This is a genomic window from Brevundimonas sp., from assembly GCF_013912065.1.
In the GTDB taxonomy this organism is placed as follows: domain Bacteria; phylum Pseudomonadota; class Alphaproteobacteria; order Caulobacterales; family Caulobacteraceae; genus Brevundimonas.
In genome coordinates, this window is record NZ_JACESA010000006.1 from 1 (window position 1) to 17,026 (window position 17,026).

The 17,026-nt window shown below is 58.5% G+C and carries 12 protein-coding genes; all 12 read right to left on the reverse strand.

Going from position 1 to position 17,026, the window contains the following annotated elements:
• Window positions 1–54: 54 nt before the first annotated feature.
• Complete coding sequence (locus tag H2037_RS06525; protein WP_292119312.1) at window positions 55–855, reverse strand: class I SAM-dependent methyltransferase; 801 nt, start codon at window positions 853–855, stop codon at window positions 55–57.
• A gap of 241 nt (window positions 856–1,096) precedes the next feature.
• Window positions 1,097–1,912: an FkbM family methyltransferase gene (locus H2037_RS06530; protein ID WP_292119315.1), complete on the reverse strand. Its 816-nt coding sequence runs from the start codon at window positions 1,910–1,912 to the stop codon at window positions 1,097–1,099.
• A 17-nt stretch (window positions 1,913–1,929) separates the two neighbouring features.
• The gene (locus tag H2037_RS06535; protein WP_292119318.1) at window positions 1,930–2,592 is read right to left on the reverse strand and encodes a hypothetical protein; all 663 of its coding nucleotides are present in this window, start codon (window positions 2,590–2,592) and stop codon (window positions 1,930–1,932) included.
• Window positions 2,589–3,707 (reverse strand): glycosyltransferase family 1 protein, encoded by a 1,119-nt coding sequence (locus H2037_RS06540; RefSeq protein WP_292119320.1) that lies wholly within the window; start codon window positions 3,705–3,707, stop codon window positions 2,589–2,591. The genes H2037_RS06535 and H2037_RS06540 overlap by 4 nt, the downstream gene beginning before the upstream one ends.
• Entirely contained in the window at window positions 3,704–5,485 is a 1,782-nt protein-coding gene (locus tag H2037_RS06545; RefSeq protein ID WP_292119322.1) for a glycosyltransferase, read from the reverse strand. Before H2037_RS06545 ends, H2037_RS06540 begins: the two co-directional genes overlap by 4 nt.
• A gap of 88 nt (window positions 5,486–5,573) precedes the next feature.
• Entirely contained in the window at window positions 5,574–6,485 is a 912-nt protein-coding gene (locus H2037_RS06550; RefSeq protein ID WP_292119324.1) for an NAD-dependent epimerase/dehydratase family protein, read from the reverse strand.
• The gene (locus H2037_RS06555) at window positions 6,482–9,430 is read right to left on the reverse strand and encodes a glycosyltransferase (RefSeq protein ID WP_292119327.1); all 2,949 of its coding nucleotides are present in this window, start codon (window positions 9,428–9,430) and stop codon (window positions 6,482–6,484) included. The genes H2037_RS06550 and H2037_RS06555 overlap by 4 nt, the downstream gene beginning before the upstream one ends.
• Before the next feature lie 29 nt (window positions 9,431–9,459).
• On the reverse strand, window positions 9,460–12,714 hold the full coding sequence (locus tag H2037_RS06560; RefSeq protein ID WP_292119330.1) for a hypothetical protein: 3,255 nt from the start codon (window positions 12,712–12,714) through the stop codon (window positions 9,460–9,462).
• Window positions 12,711–13,640: an NAD-dependent epimerase/dehydratase family protein gene (locus H2037_RS06565; RefSeq protein ID WP_292119333.1), complete on the reverse strand. Its 930-nt coding sequence runs from the start codon at window positions 13,638–13,640 to the stop codon at window positions 12,711–12,713. Before H2037_RS06565 ends, H2037_RS06560 begins: the two co-directional genes overlap by 4 nt.
• Before the next feature lie 32 nt (window positions 13,641–13,672).
• Window positions 13,673–15,007: a lipopolysaccharide biosynthesis protein RfbH gene (gene rfbH / locus H2037_RS06570; protein ID WP_292119336.1), complete on the reverse strand. Its 1,335-nt coding sequence runs from the start codon at window positions 15,005–15,007 to the stop codon at window positions 13,673–13,675.
• Window positions 15,007–16,116 (reverse strand): CDP-glucose 4,6-dehydratase, encoded by a 1,110-nt coding sequence (rfbG, locus tag H2037_RS06575; protein ID WP_292119339.1) that lies wholly within the window; start codon window positions 16,114–16,116, stop codon window positions 15,007–15,009. Before rfbG ends, rfbH begins: the two co-directional genes overlap by 1 nt.
• Window positions 16,101–16,871, reverse strand: a complete 771-nt coding sequence (gene rfbF / locus H2037_RS06580; protein WP_365833440.1) for a glucose-1-phosphate cytidylyltransferase — start codon at window positions 16,869–16,871, stop codon at window positions 16,101–16,103. The genes rfbG and rfbF overlap by 16 nt, the downstream gene beginning before the upstream one ends.
• Between the last annotated feature and the right edge of the window lie 155 nt (window positions 16,872–17,026).

Below are 17,026 nucleotides of genomic sequence, written 5' to 3' on the forward strand. Positions count from 1 at the left end.
CTCTTCTGTGAATCTCGCTCGCTTCATTCCATCCGTCCTTTCAAGGGCCGGACTCTAGCGCCGCGTGGAGGAAATTCTCAGGGGCAGGTCACCAGGTTTCAGGCAATCGATGGAGTTCTCGACGAAGGTTAGGCCCTTCTCAATAGAACCCAGATGTTCGAATGCGCAGGACGACCAACAAAAATCGAACCCCGTCAGTTCCGACGGAATGTGATTCATATCGCAAGTTTGGAAGCTGACTAGTTGGTCGAAAAGGTCATCTGGGCAAATGGTCGAACGGCGCAAGGCTTCCTTTTCATTGGCGTGTTGAGCCGAATTGACCCACCCTAAAGCCTCTGCGCCTTCCGATCCCAAATCCGTTCCTAAGATTTCGCATCCGTGAGCGGCGAAAAGGGCGGGCAAGGGTTCTCCGCCGACCCCGAAGCCAAGGCCGCGTGCGCCGGGACGCAGGAGGCCACGCTCCCAAAGGCCTTGGCAAATGAACATGAACTCCCAAAGCTTGCGGTGGTAGCGCAAACCGGAGCGAATTCTCCACGTCCAATAGCGAAACCAGGGTTGCGTAAAGTCCTGCTCGCGACAGAAGGTCGATTGGGTGATCGCCTCCATTGCCGGCGCGCCTGGCGAATGTCCCGTAGGATTGTCCCACGGTGGAATCCGCGGCGCACTTGCAATATGGATCAGCCGCGCTTCTCTCTGATGTTGTTGGAATGCTTGCTCCAGCACGTCCAGTCGCTGAATCACGTATCGAAGACGATCTGGCATCAAAATCAACCGACGATAAATCGTCCGCACCAGTTTGAACTTCTGGAGCGCGCGTAAAAGCAGCGCATGTAGGCGCTGGGTGAAGCTCAACATTGGGATTTCCAGGTGCGCGTCTGGCCTAGACGCAGGTAACAGCCCAGCGATTTCTACGGACAAACACGCAGGTCGTCTACGTTTGAAAACAACCTGTGATCAACGCAGGCATCAGACGTAAAGTCTTCAGGACAAGGATTGAATCACAGTTACGCCGCCTCGCATCCGTTGATGCACCTAGCCGACCCATAAACCCGCCTGGAGGTTTATAAACAGAGCAAGAAGCACCCAGATCGACAACCTATCGGGTTCGCTCCAGAATTAGGTTCGCACGTGTCTGACCCACGATGCGATACTGTTCTAGGACTTGCGGGATAACAGGAAGCTGTCTCAAGCTATTGATCGTAAAATCGTGTGAAGCCTCAATAATCACCCATTGCGGCAAGTACCGGCCACCGCCGATGAGATCATTGAGGACTTTCACATCCTCACCTTCCAAATCGATGCTCAGAAGGCCAAAATCGAATGGGACGTTCTGTTCCACAAGAATTGGTTCTAGGCGGCGCACCTGAACTTCCACCGCTCCTTGAACGTCACCCCAGGCGCCCGCGCTTTCTCTGCTGAGTGATGATACGTCGTCATTTACGCCAATATGGAACTGGGCGGTCCCTTCGTAATCCGAGACAGCACATTCCACCAGGCTGGCGTCGAGACCCATGAATTCCGCTTGGATGATTGGGATAAGTCGTGGGTTGGCCTCGACCAGAACCCCGCGCCATCCGAAAACATTCATCAGGTCATAGGAGTTTGAGCGCGCGCGGCCCCTTGCACCGAGATCCACGACAGTGCGCTTTTCGCACCCAAACAGGCATAACCGCTTGATGAGTATTTCGAACTCGCCAAACTGACTGTGATCAGCGGTAAAGCGCTGATGTTCGAGGAGACGGTTTTGATACTCATCCGACACAGCAAATTCACGAACCAGGGCGTTCGCGGACACTTCTCCCGCTAGAAGTCGACGAGCCTTTTCTGCAGCGGCGCCGTCCGGCTGGCGTCCGAGAATATGTTCATAAAGAGCTGTGACCAGCTCGAGCGAATCGATCGTGACAAGCGACATCGAGGCGTCCCCAAAGTTTAGCGGAGCAGCCCGCGGTCGTAACGGAAGGCAGAGTGGAACGGTCCGGGCAGCGGAAGCGGACCATTGCTTCCATTGGAGCCGCTTAGCAGCTTGCGCAACAATTTTTCGACCCCTTCGTCAGACTCGACCTTCGGCTCGATTTTCTTGCGCTCTGCGTCCGTGGGGAGACGGCCTACAATCATTTGATAGGTGGCCTCGATAAAGGAGTGAAAGCCGAGCCGGTTCTTGTGGTCGATCGCGAAGGGAAGGATCTGTTCCACTTCGGCGCGCTCTCCCGCCGCCCCCAAATTCATCACCCCTGCAATATCCATCGTCGCAACCTGCTGGACGGCCGCATCGAACACTTCCGGCCCCAATTTCAGGATCGCAAGGACATCGCCCGAGGCCTGGCATCGTACCGTGACGTCAGATCCGATAGCTAAGGCTTGTGCAAGGCCGGGCAGTTCGAAGCCGCACCATCCAAAACGCAGACCGCGCGTTGCGGCATCTGCAGAGAACCGACTTGCGCGCACCACGCTTATGAGATCCGATCCCGCTTGGAGCCGAAGAGCCGTCGGCTTGATCCCGGCGCGCGGTGGAGCAATGCCGCACAGCCGATCCGTCTGCGACGACACCTCAAACAGAGCGACGCGCGCATAGACTTGGGTGTCTTGAATCATTTCCGCGTCCTCACCCACTCGGCGATTGGCCGATAGGCGCGATCCCAGCTCAACGGTTCCACGCGTAGCATTATGTCCTCTAGCGCCTGCTGCGACGAGCGCGTCTGGGCCGCCCGCAGTTCAGCGATCCGCATGGCTTGCGAAAAATCAAAAACGTCCAGCGGGTCGAAGAAGATGGATGCCTCGGGCGCTACTTCCGGCAGACTTGAGCTATTTGAGCAGACGGTCACCTTGCCGAGCGCCGCCGCTTCAAGCACGGGTAGACCGTAACCTTCAAACCGTGATGGATATACGCAAAAGGCGCTGTTCAACATGAGAGTTAATTTCTCAGCGTCGCTCACGTAGCCTGTGAAGGTGACGCGACTAGGATCGACGCCACTACGCCCAAGCAGATCGAGCAGTCGTTCCTTTTCTTCGAGCCAACCATCCCGACCAATGAACACAACACGATAGCGCGATGCGAAGCTGGGATTCTGCGCCAGATACTCAAACATCAAAGCGCCGTTCTTGCGGGGCTCCAACGTGCCGACGATGGCGACATAGGGCTCGGCAGTCCTCCCCCACAGGCTCGCCAAGCCGGCGGAAACGTCGGCGGGATCGAAAGCCACCCCCATCTCGATGACTGAGACCTGTTCATCGGGAAGACGGAAATAGGCCTGAACATCCGACAAGGTCGCCTGCGATATGCAGAAGACATGATCGGAAGATTCCATGTCGCCGCGGATCCGATTGGCGAAATGGCCGATGTTGGCGGCGCTGTGGAACTCAGGCGTCAGAATAGGGCTGAGATCGTATACGATTGAGGCTTCGTGACCGAAGAATCGGTGCATCGGCTTGATGTTGGGATAGATCCCTACCGCGTCCGCAGCTTCGGCCGGTGAAATTTCGGACGCCTCCCAGACGCGGCCAGCCAGCAACCCAATACTACCGAGACCCGAACGCTGATCAAGCAACTCCCGGATACGATCATCTGGAATCCGAAGCGTCTCGTAGCAGAAACTCCAATCGATCAACGGGTCTTCCAACGCTCGGACCGCGATTGAGGCGATCACCGTACCGATACCGGTCCAGTTGTCCTCGAATAGCCCCCCCACCTCCAGAAAGGCCTTTGTCATTGTTCCAGTTCTCCGGGGATGCCGAGGCGTTTGGTCAGACTCTGGAAGGTTGCGGCGAACCGGTCCAGACCATAGAGCGCCTTAACCCGCTCCAAAGCACCCTGCGAGAGCGAAGCATAGTCCGTATCAGAAAGGCTCTGCGCTCGAGTCAGGGCGTCGCAAACCTTTTCCGGTGTCGTGAAGTTCGTCTGGATTCCGTAAAGGCCATAACGCGCTGTCAACCTGCGGCCAAACGGCCGATGTTCGGACGCAATGGTCACCGCAGTTTCGGAATCGATATAGGCGTCCATAGCAGTGCCGTCGGTCGAGACAGGAACCACGCCACGACCCATTGCCTCGATCAATGGCAGGTTCTGGCCCTCTGCGTGCGACGTACAGACGTAGTAGTCCGCCACGTCATACAGAGCCACCATCTCCTCGCGGGTAAGCAAATCCCGTGTCAGCCAAATCTTTTCACTGATGAGCGGGGGAGTGAGACGGTCAAGCTCTAGGAGTTGCTCACGAAACAGCACATCGTTGATCTCAGACCCTCTATCAACAGTCGTGACCTTGCAAAGCAGGATGGCGTTGGGCTGGTTTCGCGTTAGCTCGATGAAGCCTCGCAGCATGGGCGCGATCTGTTTGCGATAGTCGTGAGCGTTGAAGACACTAACGAATATAGTCGGTGCCTCCCCTTGGAAATAGGTGTCGAACAAGGCCGGAAGACGGAGCTCGCGCGCCTTCGATCCAAAATTCATATGGGGCTGAATGCGCGGCAGGATGGCCAGAGGCCGCCACGCGACCTGGTTTAACCGTCGTACCACCTTTTGCCGGCTATAGACGTCAGCGCGACCCGCGCGAGGCGCCTGCATGATGTTGTGGAGGACCGGCGCCGGAACCTCGTAGACTGGAACCGTAACGTCGGAACGCACCGCCTTGACGCCATGGGCTGAAGGCATCCAGATTTCATCGGCGAGGTTCAGCATGCGCGCCTGGGATGCAAACGGATGCGCCGACAGTTCCTCGGTCTCGCTACGCAGCCGATCGAACTCCCACGCGAAGCAATTTATATTGTAGGCGCCTTTCAGCAGACGCATGCGCTCCGGTGGATAGAAGCTGAGATGGATGTTTTGGCGCGCGTCAGAGCGTTTGCGGATATCCGAGATATATTCCGGATGCTGAATGACCTCGTGGTCAATTTCCATAGCCGTCAAGGCATCGACAAAACCTCGCATAGCAAACGCATAGGAGTAATCGCCATGACCCAGGCCAGCCGCCAGACTACTGCGTGTCCCCTCACTTACCGCTCCCCCCGGTACAGAGAGAAAAACACGCAAAGACGGAGCCCTAATAGCTGGTTGAGATTGCCGTACAGCTCCAACCAGCCTCAGCAACTTACGCTCAAAGGCTATACTCTCTGAATCCGCGTAACCGAGATCGAATGCTCGAACGAACGCCGCATCCGCCTGTTCTAAATTGCCCTGAAACTTGGCGACGTGAGCCAAGTGGATCTCCAGCTCGGCCCTAGAGCCACCCAAATCGATCGCTTTTAGATAGGCGACCCGCGCACGCTCATGAAAACCGATCTCCTTCAAGGCATGAGCATACTGGGCCCAGTTGCCAGCCCGGTCAGGCTCCAGACCGCACAACAGACGACGATAAAAGGCATCCGCATTGTAGTCGCGCCTCGATCGCGCCTGATCGGCCAGAGATCGCAGATCAGCAAGGGAGCGGGTTCCGCCGCCATCTCCAATCGAGGCTGTTGGCGGGTTCAATCGTCTCAGTACGGCCCGCGTCACGCGTCGCTGTCGATTCATTAAGGCACCAAAACTCCGAGACATTCTCTCCGGGATCAGCGACCGGAACGCGCTTCGAGGCATAGCTATGCTAGACTCGAATGTCGGGGTGGGCTTCGGAATACCAATCGTAGGTCCGCTTCAGGCCTTCCTGAAGTGAGACCTTGGGAGAAAAGCCTAGAGTATTCAACCGCGAAACGTCGTAGTTGCGCAACATCTGGCCGTCAGGCTTGGTTGAATCCCATTCGACCACATCGACACCGCTGATGGCCTGAAGAGTTTCCACCACCTCGCGAATACGGACCGTTCCGCCGGTCGCGACATTGATTGGTCCTTCATGGTGTTCGCCGATCATCGCCAGGGCCACGGCAGCATCCTCGGAATAGATGAAGTCACGTTCTGCGGTCCCCGTGCCCCAGACCCCCACCGCCCCACCATCTCGCGCGGCGGCATGGAATTTGGCCACAAGCGACGGAACCACATGACCGTAGCGGGGGTCGAACCGATCATGGGGACCATAGATGTTGGTCATGATAGGATAGGCATAGGCCAATCCGTACTGAGCTTCATAAGCCTCGAGTTGAGCAAGCATCGAGCGTTTGGCCTGTGCATAGGCAGCTTCGGACGCGTGAGGGCGGCCCTCCCAAATTGAAGCCTCGCTAACGGGCCGAGGGGCGTCCGACGAATAAATGGCGATGGTGCTGACCGCCACGATCTTTTTCGCCCCGCATTCATGGGCCGCGTGCACGACGTTGCTATTAATGCGGATATTATCGAAATACATCTCAGCCGGGTACTTGCTGTTGCCGCCCAGGCCGTGAACACGGCCGGCAACGTGGAAGATGATCCTCGGCGTGAACTCCTTCATGTATGCGGTCGTCGCTGCGCTATCGCATAGATCCACATCTGCACTGGACAGGGCCACGACCTCTTCCCCGGTCGCTCTCAGATGGTCGGCGAGTGCGTGTCCCAGTACGCCGCTTGCGCCCGTTATAACTATCATGTCCCAGTTCCTTTTCCCGACCCCTCGTCGCTCTCGGCACTCTCAAGAGAGACCGCTCGCCATCCCTCGCCCCTCTCCAGAACGCCCACGCCGCCAATCGCCACGCCGAGTAGCCGACCGTCAACCACATTATGGCTTTCATCAAAAACAGCCTCGGCGTGGTGAGCTTCCACTTCTACCCAAAGACTGGAAACCGCAGTCTGCTCCGGTGCCAGATCAATTGCGTAGTCGTGCATGCCCTCCTTAAGGATGAAAACACCCTCCCTTTTACCGCCGACCTTGACCGCCACCTTCTGAGGGGTGCCGCCCACTACCGAATTGCGGCCGCTCAGACGCAGGACCAGGCGCGGCCGGACAGGCTGACTGTCGAGTATGAACCGCAGCGCGCCCTTTGCGCCCGCCACCCAAGTGAGATTGGGCTCCGGCAGGTGAAAACCCTGGGCCAGGGCCTCAGCGCCTCGCTCACCTTCAATTGTCTTGTAAATCTCCCCGACACCGAACATCGGCGGCGCGAAGGAGCGGGGGATCAAGATCATACTGCGTAGCATGATGCTCAGACGCCGCGGGTCGACGATCGTTCCATTCTCATCCAGTACGGGCTCCGAATGGTCTGGCACGATTTCCATCTGAACATTGCGCGCGCCCCTTAGGGCCATCGGCGGGATCGGGACGTGGACTTCTGTCTCGTGTTCGGGAACGCGCAGGTAGGCGACGAACTTGCCGTTGATGGCCACGTGGCAGTGTTGCTCGCGGCCCGTCTCCACGGATCGTCTTCCCCGGACCCGCAGGACGAGTTCGTGATCCTCAAAACTCGCCTTGGCGGCGGCCCCGATGGAGAAGGAGACGACCCCGCGTTCGCCGGCCAGCCAACTGTGCTCGGCCTCGGGCGGCGAGAAGCCGTTCATCAAATAAGGCAGCGCCGTGCCGCCGGCCGCAGCCGACAGACGACGGCCGAGGGGGATTTGGTGAGTGATCTCGAAAGGCGCGGAATAGTCCGTCCAACGGATCGGAGTGGCTGGACCGGTTGAATAGACAGCTTGTGGAATGTCACGATGCGTGCCCAGCATCATGAGCCAGCGCGGGTCCCGGGCGAAGGCGTCGCGGATGTACTGCCGCTGCTGCTCGACGGGCTCTTCGCCCTCCATCGCGACCACCAAGCTCTCTTCGTAAACGTAGCTTGTGTAGTTGCTCTGGGCGAGCGGGCCGGAGACCGCGGCGGCCAGGCGGAAATAGTTGTGCGTTTCGCCGTCCAGTAGCGTCAGGAGATGTTCGGGAGCCGTCTGGGTCAACGCGGTACGGTACAGGAACCGTCCCGACTGATTGTCGCCCGTCGCTAGGAGAAGGGAAGGAATGTCCGTAAACTGCGCATTCTCGAACCGACATTTTTGCTCACCAGCCAGGTCACGAGAGCGGCTGATCATGCCTGAACAGGCGAACATCGCTTCCGGCTGATCGCTCAAGGTTTTAGCCAAACTTGCAAAGTGATCCGAGAACAGGCTGTCGCGCACATCGAGGAAGGCGACCAGCGGCGTGGTTGGAACCGCTAGGACTGGCTTGAGTAGAGGTCCCATCCGGTCATTTCGGGTGGGCACCCCGTCAAAGCGGGCGCTGTCGGAACTGAACTGGCCGGTATGAAGGGTCACGAATTTTACAGCCCCCGATCCGACGATCAGTTCGGCCTCATGATGTTTGGCGAAACGCCGGTCACAGACGATGTGCAGATTGATCGCAGCGCGAACCTGGCGCGACAACTCACCCAACCGCTCGCGAACGTCCTCGATCGCCGCCTTGCGTGCATCTAGGATGACCGTAACGCTGGCGTCGGTCAGAAAAATTGACTGAAAATGTTGCTGCCGGCCCCTGGTCTCCTCGAGCAGCGCGCTCAAACTGCCCTCGAGTGAGCATTTCTCACGCAGTATATTTTGGCCGAGGAGCACTCGCTCACGCGCCTCTTCAGGCCGGTCCCGGATTCGGTGCAGAGCTTGCAGAACCTGCTGGCCGAGGATTTCCTCGCCCCGAGTGTCATCGACCAGATAGACGACGTCCTTGAACAGCTTGTCGATCAGAGGATTGGGCGTGGCGATCACGGCGGCGCCGCCGGCTAGCCCCTCGAACAGGCGGTTACTCATGATGCCGGCGTTCTTGTGCGGCAGGGACGAGAGCGCCAGACAGATGCCGGCCCGATTGATCGCATCCTTCACACTCAGGCCGTCAAACGGAAGTTCGCCCCGATAGCTCTCGAAGCCAGCCCAAGGCGCGACCCCGTGGAGCTTCTCAGGGCCATAGATGTCCAGCAAATCCTTGCTGTCGAGAGCGTTCAACACATCGTGGAACCGGCCTTTGGGACGGCCCAACCGCTCCCAGTTGATGCCGATGTAGAACAGGCGCGACTTGTTGCTGATTCGCGGCTCCAGAAAGGGCTCCGGTAAGGTGTGGTACATCTGCGGCAGCGGCAGCGGAGGCTGCCGGCCCAGCGCCGAAAAGATGTTCAGCGCATGGGCGTCCGCCAGATCAGATGCGCATGATATCAGATCCAGATGGGTTGCGAACTTGGCTATACTGCCGTGATATCCAAAATCATGATAGAATTCAATTGGCTGCCAAATTGCATAGTAAGAATACTTGTCAATCACGCGTGGCGACAGGAAGTGCAGCGAAAGAACGAATTCCACGAGATCTGCATTCAACGCTTTACCGGGGCTAGCCGCAGAATCCTGACCGGCCCAAAGGACCTTGCCGTTGTCATCAATGACGATCGCATCCGCGCCGATGTTTTCCGCAGCGCTGAGAATCCGTTGGAGCACCTCGTATTCAGCATTCTTCAGATCAGGCCAGGTATGGATGACAGCAAAGGCGTTCCTGGCGCTGACCGGAACGGCGACGCCCTCCAGCACGGCCCCGGAAACCGCGGCAGGCGCCTCGATTGATTTGATCGGCTTCTTCAATCTGCTCTCTCCGTTTCGCCGCCGTCCGCTTAGTTCAGCGGCTTTAGGGAAAATGATGTGAGGTCGCCGAGCCCGCGCGAACACCACCCGCTCAAAGTCCACACGTTGTCCGTCCAGACAAACTGGCTGACGACGATCAAGGGTGCTTGCGAAAGACCCACGATCCATAAGGTCTGCTCGCGCAGGACCCAGATGCCGGTCTCGCCGTCCGAGGTTCTGATCCGACTGTCGCGCGTTAGCTCAAAGGAGACGTCGCTATCCAGAAGGTACAGGGTCCACTCCCCCACGCAATTTGCCCGCCCGAAGGTGATTCCGGCCTCCGCCGGCGAGATTTCGGCGGCCTGTCGCCAGTCGTCCTCGGTGTCGAATCCTCCGAAATCCAAGACAGGCGCCGCGCGGGAATCCCCGTACGCTACCTGCCGTAGACGACCCACCACCGGCGCGCCGTCAATGTCCATAAGGACGTATATCCTCTTCGACAGTCGACGCAATTGGTGAAAGCGGTAGTCGTGGCGCGCCCACAAACCCGGAGGGTCCAGCACCTCCTCCGCTGTGAACGCTCCGAGCAGGGCGACTTCCATCCGGGAGGCTCCGGTACAGACGATCGGCGCTAGAAGCGCATCCCGCCAGCAATCACTATCGATAACAGGCATGACATCCGTCCGGGCCGACGGCAGAGCGAAAACGTCAATGTCGAGAAACACGCCCCAACCGGTATATTTAGAAACGACTTCCTCTGGCGGTAGCGTCACCCGCCGGCCGTTCGCCGTCAGAGCGCCATAGCGTTTCACACCCCAATCCTTGTTGAGGAAAACGATTTCGAGCGCCCCGGACGCCGTCCAAGACCAGTCACCCATCCTCACGCCGTCCGCAGTTTCGAGCATCCCCTCCGCCAGAAACACGATTCGGGCGAACGGCTCGCTGAACAGGTCCCGCAACTCAGCGACAAGCCCCGGCAGGATATCTTCCAGCAGATCCCTGGGCGTCCAGCGCTTCGCTGTCGGAGCACCGGTCCGCTGATTTCCGATCAGCGCGACATAGTAGTCCGCATGTCCGCGATCAGCCTCGATCTTTTTGGCAAAGAACTCGGTGAGTGCTGATCCTAGCGGATTCGTCTTGCGGATGAACAGTCTCTTCTCGACGTCCGCCGCGTGGGACGCAGTCCGGAGATCCGAATCCAACGCCAGGCCGGTCGCGGTTCGAAGGTAAAGGTGCTCCGCGTGGCCGGCTAAACCGTATTTCGGCGTCATCGCCACGGTGTCGAAGAAATTCATCTCCGGGCCGAACCCCAAGTTCATCGCGGAAAACAGCTCAAAACATTCGGGGTTGGCGTGAACCTCACGGGCGAGTTTGGGCGTCGTTAGAATAAAGGGATCTCCCGTCCGAAGATTATGTGACGAAAGAACCCCGTGAACCCACCGCTCCACCACCGGATGGAGTCTACGACTATAGGTGGCCATGGCCTCAGACGAGACATCCACAAACTCCATCAATCTCCCAAAGGACATCCACCGCATATCCGCCGCATATCCGGATATCGAATAATTATGGGAAAACGATCTATTTCTGTCCGACATAGGAAGCGGGCCGGGCGAGAAATTGAACGCCACCTGATCCTTACGGAAATCGGAGCTGTCGAAGATTCCTTTGTAGGTCGAGAAAGCGTGGAACGGCTTTCCGTCGCAGTTCTTGAAGACGGCGCCCATGGCGTCATCGAACAGTGCAGGCAGATCCTCAACAAGCTCGGGCGGCCACTCCTGATGCCAGATCGGCGGAGCAGCCAAGCCCGGAAAACGTTCGGTGAAATCGGAACGCGCCAGAAGGGCGCAAATCTCGGACGGCGGCAGAAGTGGATAGGTGCGATTGCAGATGACCTGCAATCTATCGCCGTCCGAGGCCCGCTCCCCGAAAGCTTTGAGCGCCAGGAACAGGTTTTGGAACAGCAGACGTTGGCCGCCCCAGACCACCGTCGGGTTAAAGATGAACTGGAAGCGATCAAGCATCAGGGGAATGCTCGTCACGCCGAGGTTCGGCGGCAAGCCATCACCCCCGATGGATACGATCGGCACGATGTGATCGCCAGACAGGGCGCTCAGAAGGCTGAGTAACTGATAGGGGTCTTCATGCCACGTGATGAAGAACCACAAATCCACCATTTCGGCAGTGCGCGGCGTGTCCAACACAGCCAGAGCAGCGCGCCGAAGACCGGCTATGGCTTGCCAGATGGCGCTTTTCGGCTTTCCTACCCCGCCATGGGGCGTCACCCGGAGAAATTGTGCAAACTCCCCCGCCCGCCACAGCCGGGCCCATTCGGTCGCCGCTGAGGGCGCGGCTGACGTCGATCGGACGGGTGGACGTTCGAGCGCCAGAAGCCAAACGTCCGCGGCGAGAGACGTCGTCGTCACGCCCCCTGCCGGATCGATCAACGCCATCTGGTTGAGAGCGACGAGGGCTTCCATCGGTAAGCCCTGCGCAGTCCATTCCTCGACCAGAATACCGGAAGGAGCTCCGCAGGCCAGAGCGCGCGCCACCGCCCGGCAACAGGCGCGGTAAGGTCTGGCCCAATTGTGATGCCGCGAAACTCTAGCGCAGAAGACTGCGCGCGTCAGGAAGCTGGCCGTTGCAGCCTGCTGGTGGGAAACAGACGCCAGAGCCTTCTCCAGGCAATCGATCTGTGTCCACTCGTCCATGGCCAAGATGGCATGGTCCAGAAGCGTTTCCGCCACGGAGGTTGGCTCAGTGGCTGGGGCCGTTGTCAGCAGGGCCAGCCGTTCCGAATAGGGCCCTGAAGAGCCTACGGTCTGGCTCGCCGCGACAAGGTCGCCTCCCGTCACCGCCGCGCGGGCAAGCCGATCGAGGGCATCTGCATAGATGCCTGGCTCGCGACGATATACGTCCATAAACGGTCGCAGCAGGTCATAAATGATCTGATGCTCGGTAACGGGATCCGCATAGGCAGATAGCGCCACTCGGACGTTATAATCGTGCGGACTCAGTTCGACTACACGCTGGAAATCCGCCCTCGCCTGGGAATGCCTGCCCTCAGCTCGATGCGCATTTGCGGAATCATGCGCCACCGCAATAAGGACCCCGTCGGCCCAACAGAGCTTCGGATTCGCAAGCCGCCGCTCTATCGCCTCCGCCAGCGAGCTTTCCCGGATCGAAAGACGAATTTCGCGACTTTCGGCCGTCCCTGGACCGATTTCCGGCCAGTCGTCTGGCCGCAAGACGTCGATTCCGTCAGCCAGGAAGTCGAGAACGCGCGCGACTTCGATAGGCGTCATGGATGCACCGGATGCTGGGCCGTTGAAACCTGGTCCGCGAGCATACCGAGCCTGTGGGCTTCCAGGACCCCTGCAAGACCCTCGCGAAGGGAAACGTGGGCCTGCCAGCCGGGAACAGGCGTATCATTGACCCACGGAGTCATGACCTCGCGGTCGCGATAAGGTCGGCCGCCCCATTGAATCGGCAAGGCCACGCCAGCAACCTCTTCGAAGACGGCAACGATGTCCTTGAGCCGATAGCTCTCACCGGACCGGACGGCGAATGTCGCCTGCTCCCCCGGGTTGTCCTTCAGCCAGGTCGCGGCGGCCAGATACGCTTCGACCACATCATCCACATGGACCATGTCGAGGACCTGCTCGCCCAGGCTCATGCTGAGAGGATCGCCATGGCGCAGAACCCGCAGCAGCAGTGGGATAATCTTGCTGCGCGGATCAGAGGGGCCATAGACGTCGAAAAGTTTCAGGTTGGCGACTCCGATGCCGTGAGCGTCATTGTAGAAAGCGGCGATGTCCTCAAACGCCTGCTTACTTGCGGCGTAGAGGTTACTTGCTAGATACAGTACGCCGCCGTCATGATGCTGCCATGACGTGCCAGTATTGACGAAACGATTAACGCCATTGCGCGCCATCGCATCCAATAGCTGGGTCGGAAAGGTCACATTAGCCTGGACAATGTCGGCGATGGCTTCCGGCGAATGTTCGATGACAACCGCTGAAGCCACGTGGAAAACCACGTCTGGGGCCGCGTATGCGACGATATTGGCAAGCGAAGCTGGGGCGTCGATGCGAGCGGCCTTCGCACGAGGGTCGAGACGACCGGCCGGCTCACCGCGGATGAGCGCGGTCACCTCATGTCCATCATCAAGCAGGCGAGAGAGAAGGCGACCGCCTATAAAGCCGCTACCGCCGGTTACCAGCGCCCGCACTTTAAGGCCTCACGCCAAGAGACAATGGGCGCTTAGGGCTTCGCATCGAAAAAACCGCTAATCGTTTCGATCATATAGTCGAGATGCAAGGTCGTCAGCCCCGGATAGACGCCGATCCAGAACGTACGATCGACGATCACGTCCGCGTTTGTCAGATTCCCAACGACTCTATATTCACGGTCCTTCATGTAAGGCTGGCGCAACAGGTTGCCGCCGAACAGAAGGCGCGTAGCGATCTTCTTTTCGTTCAGCATCTTGACCATGGCGTCACGTCCGCCTCCCGGCGCGCTCTGGCGCAGGGTCAGCAAGAAGCCGAACCAGGAGGGGTCGCTGTTGGCGGTCGCCTCAGGAAGGATCAGGAACTCCTCAAGGTGCTTCAGACCAGCCTTGAGATAATTGAAGTTGTCCCGACGCGCCTTAATGAAGGATTCCAGGTGATCCATCTGAGCCAGACCGACCGCCGCCTGCATGTCGGTGATCTTCAAATTATAGCCGAGATGTGAGTAGGTGTATTTGTGATCATAGCCGTAAGGCAGGTCCCCCAACTGCCAGTCGAAACGCCGCTTACAGGTGTTGTCCATGCCCGGCTCGCACCAGCAGTCCCGCCCCCAGTCACGGACTGATTCCATGGCGCGACGGACTGCAGGATCCCGCGTGAACACGGCGCCGCCCTCGCCCATGGTGATGTGGTGGGCGGGATAGAAGCTGACAGTGCCGACATCCCCAAAGGTGCCGACCAACTTATCATCGTAAGTTGCGCCTAGAGCGTCGCAACAATCCTCGACCAACCAAAGATTGTGCTTCTCCGCGACCGCCATGATCGCTCCGAGGTCAAACGGATTGCCGAGAGTGTGGGCGACCATAATCGCTTTGGTTTTGGGAGAGATCGCTTCTTCGAGTTTGGAGACATCCATGTTGTAAGTCGGGATGTCGACGTCGAGGAACACAGGCACCAGATTGTTCTGGAGAGATGGGTTGACCGTGGTCGGAAAGCCGGTCGCGCATGTGATGACTTCGTCACCTGGCTTCAGGGCGCGATCGCCATGTATGTGCGAGGTGAGGCCGGTCAGGGCCACGAGGTTGGCCGAAGAACCCGAGTTGACCGTCTGAACGCCCTTACGGATGCCGAGGAATTGCCCCAGACGCGCTTCGAAGGCCGTGTTGAAACGACCGGTGGTGAGCCAGAAATCCAGTGAAGAATCTACGAGAGAAACCATGTCGGTGTGATCATACACCTTGCCCGCGACAGGCACCGGAGACTCGCCGGCCACAAAGGGTTTCGGCGCGTGCGCCATTTTCGCATACTCGGCGGTAAGCGCGAGAATTTCTCGCCGCAGCTCAGCAGCGGACTTGCCTTCGGTAGACATTAGTTCTTTTCCAGTTGCGCCGACGACGTAGCGAAGTAATCGGAGATTTGTTTCTCGGTAAAAGCGACGAGGTCCTTACCCGCGGCCTCCGCTTTGTACCAACTGACGGTGGCTTGGATCGTCTGGTCGAAATTCCAAGCCGGCTCCCATTTCAAAAGCCGTCGAGCCTTGGATGAATCCAACTTGAGATAACCAGCTTCATGAACGTGCGCACCCCCGTCGCGTCGCCATGCTGCGCCGTCGCCCCAGGCGGAGCAGACACTGTTGACGACATCAAGAACTGTCCGTTCTGACGATGCGCCAGGACCAAAATTCCAGCCCTCCGCCATTGGTCCGGAGGGCTCGGCGTAAAGGCGTTCCGCCAAGGCGATATAGCCGGACAGAGGCTCCAGTACATGTTGCCATGGACGAACCGCCAGGGGATTCCGGATCGGAACCTCCTGGCCAGCCAGAATGTTGCGAATGAGGTCCGGCACAAGGCGGTCCTCCGACCAATCCCCGCCGCCGATCACATTGCCAGCCCGACCGGAACCGAGACCTACGACGCCAGCATCGCGGAAGTAGGAATTCCGAAAGGCGCTCACGACCAGTTCTGAGCATCCCTTGCTGTTGCTGTAGGGATCATAACCGCCCATCGGCTCGTTCTCACGATAGCCCCAAAACCATTCATTATTCTCGTAGCATTTGTCGCTAGTCACAGCGACCACGGCCCTAACGCCTATGGCGCGCCGGACGGCGTCCAGAACATGAACCGTGCCCATCACGTTTGTGGAATAGGTGCCGACCGGATCCCGATAAGAAAGACGCACCAAGGGCTGGGCCGCAAGGTGGAACACGATTTCCGCACCGCTCTTTTCGAGCGCGGCGTCCACCACTTGCCGATCGCGAATGTCGCCGATAACTGATGAAGCGAAGGCACCTGCGCGCTCAGCAGCCTTGAACAAGTTCGCCTCACCCTCGGGGGCCAAGGCCAAGCCGTGGATTTCCGCCCCCCAGCGATGCAACGCAAACGCCAGCCAAGATCCTTTGAAGCCAGTATGCCCGGTCAGAAGAACTCTTTTGCCGCGCCAGAACGCCTCCCGGTCCGCCCGACTCACCACGTCTTCCACGGCGCCTTGCCGGACTCCCATAGCCCTTCGAGCGTCCGCCGGTCGCGCAAGGTGTCCATGCACTGCCAATAGCCATCATGGAAGAAGGCGTGGAGATCGCCCTCTCGGGCGAGACGACGCATCGGCTCCTGCTCCCAAATGGTGGCATCGCCTTCAATGTAGTCGATGACCTTCGGCGACAGCACGAAAAATCCGCCGTTGATCCAGGCTCCATCACCGACAGGCTTCTCCTCGAACGAATCGACCGCCGCCCCAGTGAGGGTCAGGGCTCCGAAACGGCCGGGCGGTCGGACGCCCGCCAAGGTGGCAAGTCGGCCATGCGCCTTGTGAAAAGCGATAGAAGCAGTGATGTCCAGATCGGCGACACCGTCGCCATAGGTCATGCAGAACGCTTCTTCGTCCTTCAAATAGGGAGCGACCCGCTTTAATCGCCCTCCGGTCATAGAATCGGCCCCAGTCTCGACCAGAGTGATTCTCCAAGGCTCGGCAGCGTTCCTATGAATCTCAAGACTATTATGCGCAACATCAATCGTCACATCAGACGTGTGAAGAAAATAGTTAGCAAAATACTCTTTTATGACATAACCCTTGTAACCAAGGCACACAATGAAGTCATTGACGCCATGACTGCTATACATTTTCATGATGTGCCAAAGTATCGGGCGCTCACCGATATTGACCATGGGTTTCGGCTTAGTGTCGGTCTCCTCGCCTAAGCGAGAGCCTAGACCGCCAGCCAATAGAACCGCTTTCACGATCGTTTGCCCCATCAATCCTGAATTTGAGGCCCTCGCACTAGCAGAACGAGCACAGCGTTATCAAGTGTCGGAGTCGCCCCCCTGCACGCCCAGCGAACTATCCGCGCCTGTCACACTCAGCGTGCGCCAAATGCGCTTGTCAGCAAATTTCT